Annotated in this window: 5 protein-coding genes; 1 reads left to right on the top strand and 4 read right to left on the bottom strand. The window is 63.0% G+C overall.

The window, feature by feature from the left end:
• Positions 1 to 12 precede the first annotated feature (12 nt).
• The 4 genes from V6766_RS24150 to thrC all read right to left on the bottom strand — a co-directional run bounded on the left by V6766_RS24150 (position 13) and on the right by thrC (position 6,355).
• Positions 13 to 2,904 carry an EAL domain-containing protein gene (locus V6766_RS24150; protein WP_448470803.1) on the bottom strand — a complete coding sequence of 964 codons (2,892 nt, stop codon included), beginning with the start codon at positions 2,902 to 2,904 and terminating at the stop codon, positions 13 to 15.
• 9 nt (positions 2,905 to 2,913) lie between these two features.
• Positions 2,914 to 3,507 carry a GNAT family N-acetyltransferase gene (locus tag V6766_RS24155; RefSeq protein WP_448470808.1) on the bottom strand — a complete coding sequence of 198 codons (594 nt, stop codon included), beginning with the start codon at positions 3,505 to 3,507 and terminating at the stop codon, positions 2,914 to 2,916.
• A 126-nt stretch (positions 3,508 to 3,633) separates the two neighbouring features.
• Complete coding sequence (locus V6766_RS24160; protein WP_448470804.1) at positions 3,634 to 4,932, bottom strand: M16 family metallopeptidase; 1,299 nt, start codon at positions 4,930 to 4,932, stop codon at positions 3,634 to 3,636.
• Between the two features lie 28 nt (positions 4,933 to 4,960).
• Positions 4,961 to 6,355 (bottom strand): threonine synthase, encoded by a 1,395-nt coding sequence (gene thrC / locus V6766_RS24165; RefSeq protein ID WP_448470805.1) that lies wholly within the window; start codon positions 6,353 to 6,355, stop codon positions 4,961 to 4,963.
• Between the two features lie 179 nt (positions 6,356 to 6,534).
• Between thrC and V6766_RS24170 the strand changes: the two genes are divergently transcribed.
• Positions 6,535 to 7,071: a hypothetical protein gene (locus tag V6766_RS24170; protein ID WP_448470806.1), complete on the top strand. Its 537-nt coding sequence runs from the start codon at positions 6,535 to 6,537 to the stop codon at positions 7,069 to 7,071.
• Positions 7,072 to 7,277 lie beyond the last annotated feature (206 nt).

A 7,277-nucleotide genomic window follows, 5' to 3' on the forward strand; every position in this document is an offset into this window, starting at 1 on the left:
GACCTTGCCGGTTCAGCTTGCTCCGTTCTCGCGCACAAGACGGATCGCGGTGGATGAGACGACGGCGGGACCGTAAATCGGGCCGGTTGCATAGGTGCAGCCGGCTTCGGCAAAGGCTGTGGCATCGGCCTCATTGTCGAGGTCGCTGATCCCGATGGCCGTGCCGAGGCGCTCGGCCAGTTCGCTGAAGGCCTTGACGATCTCCGCCTGCGGTTCCTGATTGTACTTGAAGATAGCGCCGTCGACATAGGTCGCATCGAAACGGAAACTCTTCAACAGCGTCAGCGAGCCGTGGCCGTTGCCGAAGCCCGACAGGGTAACGCCCGCGCCGATGGTGCGCAGATACTGCAGGGCGAGCTTCGCCTGCTCGGGCGCTTCCTGCACGATATCCTCCGGAATGGAGAACACGATCTGGCGCGGCGCGACTTCCGATTCCCGCACAATGCTTTCCAGCTCGATCAGTGTGCTGGTTTTCAGCATCTCGTTGCAGCTCAGCTCGACCATCACAAACGGGCGGGCATTGGCGACGGATTGCTGCCATGCCGCAAGATCGTTAGCGGCCTGACGGACGGTGTAGAGGATGAGCTCCGCCGAGCGGCCGCTCTCCCGGCTCAGCTCGAAAATCTCGCCGGCGGAGACATCGCCGCGCTGGGGATGCTTCCAGTTCAGCGAGCATTTGAAGCCCGCAAGCTTCTGCCCGTCGAACTTCACGATCGGCTGGTAGAGCACCGTCATTTCCTGACGGTCGATCGCGCGGCCAAGGTCGCCTTGCAACTGCTTGCGCTCGTCATCGAGCATTCTGAGCGCCGGACGATAGGTCTCGACCGTGTTGCCGCCCATGCGCTTGGCGCGCAGCATCGCCAGCCGGGCATCCTCGAGAAACGCCTCGGCGGTTTCATGGTCGTCGTGCCATGACGCGATGCCGATCGCCGCCGTGAGCGCGATCTCGCGGTTCTCGAACGTGATCGGGACATCGATCGCGGCGGTCAGGGCATCGGTGAATTCGGCGATGGCGTCCGGGTCATTGTGGGATTGCAGGATGATGGCGAAGCTGCTGCCCCAGATCCTGGACAGCGTATCCTCCGGCTTCAGCAGCCGCTGGATGCGGCGCGTCAGCGCGATCAGGATGTTGTCGCCGGCGGCAAAGCCCAGCGTCTCGTTGATCTCCTTGAACCGGTCGATATCCGCCACGATCAGCGTCGGGTGAAGATGCGGCGCCGTGCGCGACAATGCGATCAGCGATTGCAGCCGGTCGGCGAGGATGGTGTGGTTCGGCAGGCCGGTGAGATTGTCGATCACGGCGTCCTGCAGCAGGCGCTGGGTGGAGACCTTGTGGTCCGTCTGGTCGTTCAGCGTGCCGACACAGCGGATCACCTCGCCATCCGAACTCAGCACCGGCCGGGCGCGAATGGTCATGAAATGATAATGCCCGTCATTGGCGCGCACGCGGAATTCGAGCTTCAGCCGGCCGCGCCGCCATTCAAGGAACAGGTCGAGGGTGGAGCGGAACCGGTCGCGGTCGGCGGGGTGGAGATATTGCAGCCATGTCCGCGCCGGGCCGTTCAGCGCGCCGGGCGCAAGGCCAAGCTTGGGCGCGAAATCGGGCTCTGTGACGATCCGGTCGCGGCCGACATCCCAGTCCCATACAGTTGCGTCGGTGCCGAGGAAGGCCAGCGCCTGACGCTCCAGATCGGAAAACAGGCCCGGCTGGTAAACCCCGCCGGCAAAGGCGTGCTGGATCACGGTGAAGCCGAGCAGCAGCACGATCAGAACCATGCCGCCGTCAAGCGCCGGCTGAATGATGTCGTTGTCGATCCGGCCGGTCACAGCCATATAGCCGGCAAACAGCCAGGCGACGATCAGCGCCCAGGCTGGCATCAGCAGGATTGCGCGGTCATAGCGCCGGAAGCTCAGGTAGAACATCAGCACGATGCCGGCAAGCACGGTTGCGGCAAACGAGAGCCGCGCGATGCCGGCGGCCGCCGACGGGTCGAACAGCGCCACCCCGAACAGCGCCATCAACAGTACGCCCCAGGCGGCCGTGCCATAGCCGAGCTGGGCATGCCAGCGCGCCAGATTGAGATAGGTGAACAGGAACACCACCAGCGAAAACGCGATCGCGACATCGGCGCTTGCCCGCCATATGCGTTGATCAGACGCCGACAACGGTATGATCTGGTTCAGGAAATTGAAATCGATCGCGACATAGAGCAGCACCGACCATGCCAGCATCGCCGTTGCCGGCAACACCGACGTTCCCTTGACCACGAACAGGATGCTCAAAAACACCGCCAGCAGGCCCGCAATGCCGAGCACGATGCCGTGATAGAGCGTGAAGGCGTTTTCGGTGTCCTTGTAGGCCTCGGGCTCCCACATGTAGAGCTGCGGCAGTTCGGCGGTGTTGAGCTCCGCCACGAAGGTGATCACCGATCCCGGATTGAGCGTGATCGAAAACACGTCCGCATCGTCGCTGTTGACGCGGTTGAGCGCGAAGCCCTCGCTCGGCGTGATCGCCTCGATCCGCGACGAGCCGAGATCGGGCCAGAACAGGCCAGAGCCGACGAGACGGAAATGCGGCGCGACGATCAGCCGGTCGAGCTGCTCGTCGGAAATATTGGCAAGCGAAAACACCGCCCAGTCGCCGGAGTGGCTGTCGCCGGTGGAGCGGACCTCGATGCGACGTCTTATGCCGTTCGGGTCGGGCACCGTGGAAATCTGGAAGGTCTCGCCCTCATTGGGATAGAGCTCGACCTGCGAGGTCAGGTCGATGGCGACATCGCCGCGCGACACTTCCACCGGTTCGAGCGCCAGGGCCGGCGCGGCCACAGCGATCATCACGACGATCGCGCCAAACAGCGCCAGAAGGTTACGGCAGAGCCAGCCGGTGAGGGGGGACATTGGCATCAGCGGTCTTTAATTCCCTTTGCGGTCGTAGTCGTCTTTGAGCAGGGCAAAGAGAAGATGATCCTGCCATTCGCCGTTGATGCGCAGATATTTTTGCAAGTACCCCTCCTTGGTGAAGCCGGCTTTTTGCAACAGCGACGCGCTGCGCATATTGGTGGGGATACAGGCCGCCTCAATCCGGTGCAACCTCAACTCCTCGAAGATATAGCGAATTACGAGTTGAAGTGCGGCGAACATATGACCCTTGCCGGCATATTCCTCGCCCATCCAGTATCCAAGCATGCACATCTGCGCCACGCCGCGCCGGATCAGCCCGATCGTGATGCCGCCGACCAGCCTGTCGGGGTTTCTGGCAAAGATGAAAAGCTGGATGCCCGAGCCCGACTCGAATTCGAGATTGACGCGGGCGATGCGCTTGCGAAATCCGCGCCGGGTCATGTCGGCGGCGCTCCAGACCGGCTCCCACGGCTGCAGAAAGGCGCGGCTGCGGGTTCTAAGCGCTTTCCACTCCTCGAAATCGGCCATCCGCGGCAGCCGCAGCAGATGGTCGGCGGATTGTATGGCGAACCGATGGCGCCGTCGCGCGCGGGACGAAATCAGCAACGCAGCCACGCCCGCTACTCCGCCAACCGGCTGCCGGAGCCGCCGGACTCGCGCGCGGGACGGCCCCGTGGCGCAGCCGAAGGCGGGGCGGTTTTAACGGCGCGACGGGCAGCGTGCCCGTCTGGTCTACCCGGCAGCATTCACCGCCTGCTTGTGGTTGAAGCTGAGGCTGCCGGCGATGTCCTCGATCCCGCCAAGCTGGTCCAGCGGCCCGATTGCCGACAACGTCGGCGGCGCGTCGTAGAAGGAGCGGCCGGCGAGGTCGGTCAGACGGCGCGGCGTGATGTTTTCGATGCGCAGCATCATTTCCTCGTTGGGGATCGGCCTGCCCCACAGCATCACCTGGCGGGCGATCTGTCCGGCGCGGGCGGCTGCGCTCTCCTGACCCATCAGCAGCTGGGCGCGGATCTGCTGGCGTGCGCGCTCGATCTCGCTTTCGTCGAAATGATCGGCCGCGCGCTGCAGTTCGTTCACGATCACGGGCATGAGTTCGGGCAACTGCTCGCCGCCGGTTGCCGCGTGGACGGCGAACACGCCGGAATCCGAGAAGCCCCAGTGGAACGCATAGACCGAGTAGCACAGGCCCCGGATCTCGCGCACTTCCTGAAACAGGCGCGACGACATGCCGCCGCCGAGAATATTGGCGAGGATCTGCGAGCAGTAGAAATCCTGCGCGTGATAGGCCGGGCCCTCGAAGCCGAGAATGATCTGCGCATCGGACAGCGTGCGGCTCTCGCGCACCTCGCCGCCGGTGTAGATCGCGGCCTCCATCTGCGGCGGCGTTTCCGGTTTTCGCGGAAGGGACGCAAAGCGCTCCTCCACCATGCGGGCGAAGGCCTGGTGGTCGACCGCGCCGGTGGCGACGATGAAAATCCGGTCGGTCGTATAGTTGCGGGCGAGATAGCGGCGGATATCGTCCGGCGTGAACGCCATCACGGTCTCCGGCGTGCCGAGGATCGGACGGCCGATGGTCTGGTCGCGAAAGGCCGCGCCGGCGAAATTGTCGAACACCACGTCATCGGGAATGTCGTTGGCGGCGCCGATCTCCTGCATGATCACGTTCTTCTCGCGCGCCAGCTCTTCCTCGTCGAAGGCGGAACCGGTGAGGATATCGGCCAGGATATCGACGGCCAGCGGAACGTGATCTTTCAGCACGCGCGCATAATAGGAGGTCGTTTCGGTGGAAGTCGCGGCATTGACCTCGCCGCCGACATTTTCGATCTCCTCCGCGATCTGGCGGGCGGTGCGGCGCTTGGTGCCCTTGAAGGCCATGTGTTCCAGAAGGTGGGCGATGCCATGCTCGTTTATGAGTTCATTGCGAGAACCAGACTTGATCCAGGTTCCGATCGCAACGCTTTCGATATGCGGCATGTTCTGGGTAACGACGGTCAACCCGGAGGAAAGCCGGGTGTACTCTACGGTCATGCGGTCCTGCTTTCGTTTTGGTCAGTGCTCAACCTTTTTGGATGCCTGAACGAATATAGGCCTCGAGGGCATCCAGGTCGGGAGAGAGGACACTGAAACGCTCCTCCTTATCCATCAGACCAGCAAGCCATGCGGGAAGCGCCGGGTCAATACCGCTTGCCGATTTTACTGCGTCCGGGAATTTGGCGGGGTGGGCGGTCGACAGCACCACCATCGGGTTTTCCCTGCGCTCGTGCTTTCTTGCGACGGCGACGGCGACGGCGGTGTGGGGGTCGATCAGAACGCCGGTGTCCTTGAGCGAGCGCGCGATCTCGGCGGCAGCGCCCGCCTGATCGGTTCTGCCGGCGGCAAACAGGGCGCGGATTTCGGCGAGTGTCTTCTCCTCGATATCGAACGCGCCGGATTGCTTGAGCCCGGCCATGGCGCGGCGCACATAGGCGCTGTCGCGGCCGCTTGCCTCGAACAGAAGACGCTCGAAATTGGAGGATATCTGGATATCCATCGACGGCGAGGTGGTGGCCTCGACGCCGCGCATCTCATAGCGGCCGGTCTCCAGCGCGCGGGCGAGGATGTCGTTTTCATTGGTGGCGATCACCAGCCGGCCGACGGGAAGTCCCATCTTCATCGCGACGTAGCCGGCGAAGATGTCGCCGAAATTGCCGGTCGGCACTGTGAAGTCGATTTCGCGATCGGGCGCGCCGAGCGCGATGCCGGCGGTGAAATAATAGACCACCTGCGCCATGATCCGCGCCCAGTTGATCGAGTTGACCCCGGAAAGCTTCACCTCGTCGCGGAAACCGCCATCGGCGAACATCGCCTTGACGAGGTTCTGGCAGTCGTCGAAATGTCCTTCTACGGCGATGGCGTGGACATTGTCGGCGCCGAGCGTGGTCATCTGCCGCTGCTGAACCGGCGACACCTTGCCGTGCGGGAACAGAATGAAGATGTCGGTGCGGGTGCTTGCCGAAAACGCATCAATCGCAGCGCCGCCGGTATCGCCCGAGGTCGCGCCGACGATCGTGGCGCGCTGGCCGCGTTTTGCCAGCACGTGATCCATCAGCCGGGCCAGCAACTGCATGGCAACGTCCTTGAAGGCGAGGGTAGAGCCGTGGAACAGCTCCAGCGTGAACCTGTTCGCGCCGCTCTGAACCACCGGCACGACCGCCTCGTGGCGGAAGGTGGCGTAGGCGTCGTCGATCATCGCCTTCAACTCGTCATCGGCGATCTCGCCATCGATGAACGGCTTGATGATCGCAAAGGCGATTTCCTGATAGGTCTTGCCGCGCAGCGCGCGGATACTGTCGGTCGGCAGGAACGGCCATTCGCGCGGCAGATAGAGCCCGCCATCCTTCGCGAGGCCGGCCAGAACCGCATCTGAAAAACCGAGGACGGGCGCCTCGCCACGGGTAGAAATATAGTCCACGCAAAGCCCCTTTGTGCTTGCCAGAATATGGAAATTGTCTAGCTTGTGGCAGGCTTTACCTGTTAAGACCGTTCTAATGGAGACGAGGGGGCGGTCGACCAGACAATCTGTGTTGGCGCTGATATAAAGCAAAGCCCGAGTGCTTGAAAAGCCCTTGAGAGAGGAAAGGAAGTTTCGCCGTGTCATTTCGCACTACCCGCCGCGTGGCAGCTGTTCTTGCAATTTCGGGACTGGCGGCCTGCTCGACGGCCCAGCCCGAGCCGGAGCCCGCGCCCGCCCGCCCGGTTACCCCCGGCATCAACCTGACCGCCTTGACGAAGCTCTGCCCGAAGGTGATGCTCGATGACGAGGTTGCTTTCAAACGCGTCTACTCGCCGGCCAATTCCGAGGCGCCGGAAAATCTTGCCTACCAGGTCTCGCTCGGCGAGTTCAGCCGCACCTGCGCGGCCGCGCCCGGCGGCAACCAACTGCTTGAGACGATCTCGATCGCCGGCCGCCTCGTCGGCGGCCCGAAGGCAAGATCGGGCACCTATCAGGTCCCGGTCCGCGTCGAGGTGGTCGATGGCGATGTCGCGCTTTACGATCAGGTGATCCAGCAGGAAGTCACGCTGCCCGCGGAAGGCATGTCGACCCAGTTCCTGTTCCGCGCCGACAACCTGCCGGTGCCCGCCACGGCCGGCCCGAACACCGCCGTCAGGGTCGGCATCGCCCGCTGAACGGTCTGCATCCTTCTTCAGGAGTGCAATATGAAAGGCGGCTCTCGGGGCCGCCTTCAGCTTTTTTTGATAAATCCGCTTACCTATCCTGTGTCATCCTCGGGCTTGATGTACGGCCTTGATACATACCTGACAGATGTTCGGAGACATGCCTGACACTTCTCGGATTGCAATCTGGGAGGTTGGGATGGGGTGGGAGACGAAGT

It is taken from the genome of Martelella sp. AMO21009 (genome assembly GCF_053484295.1).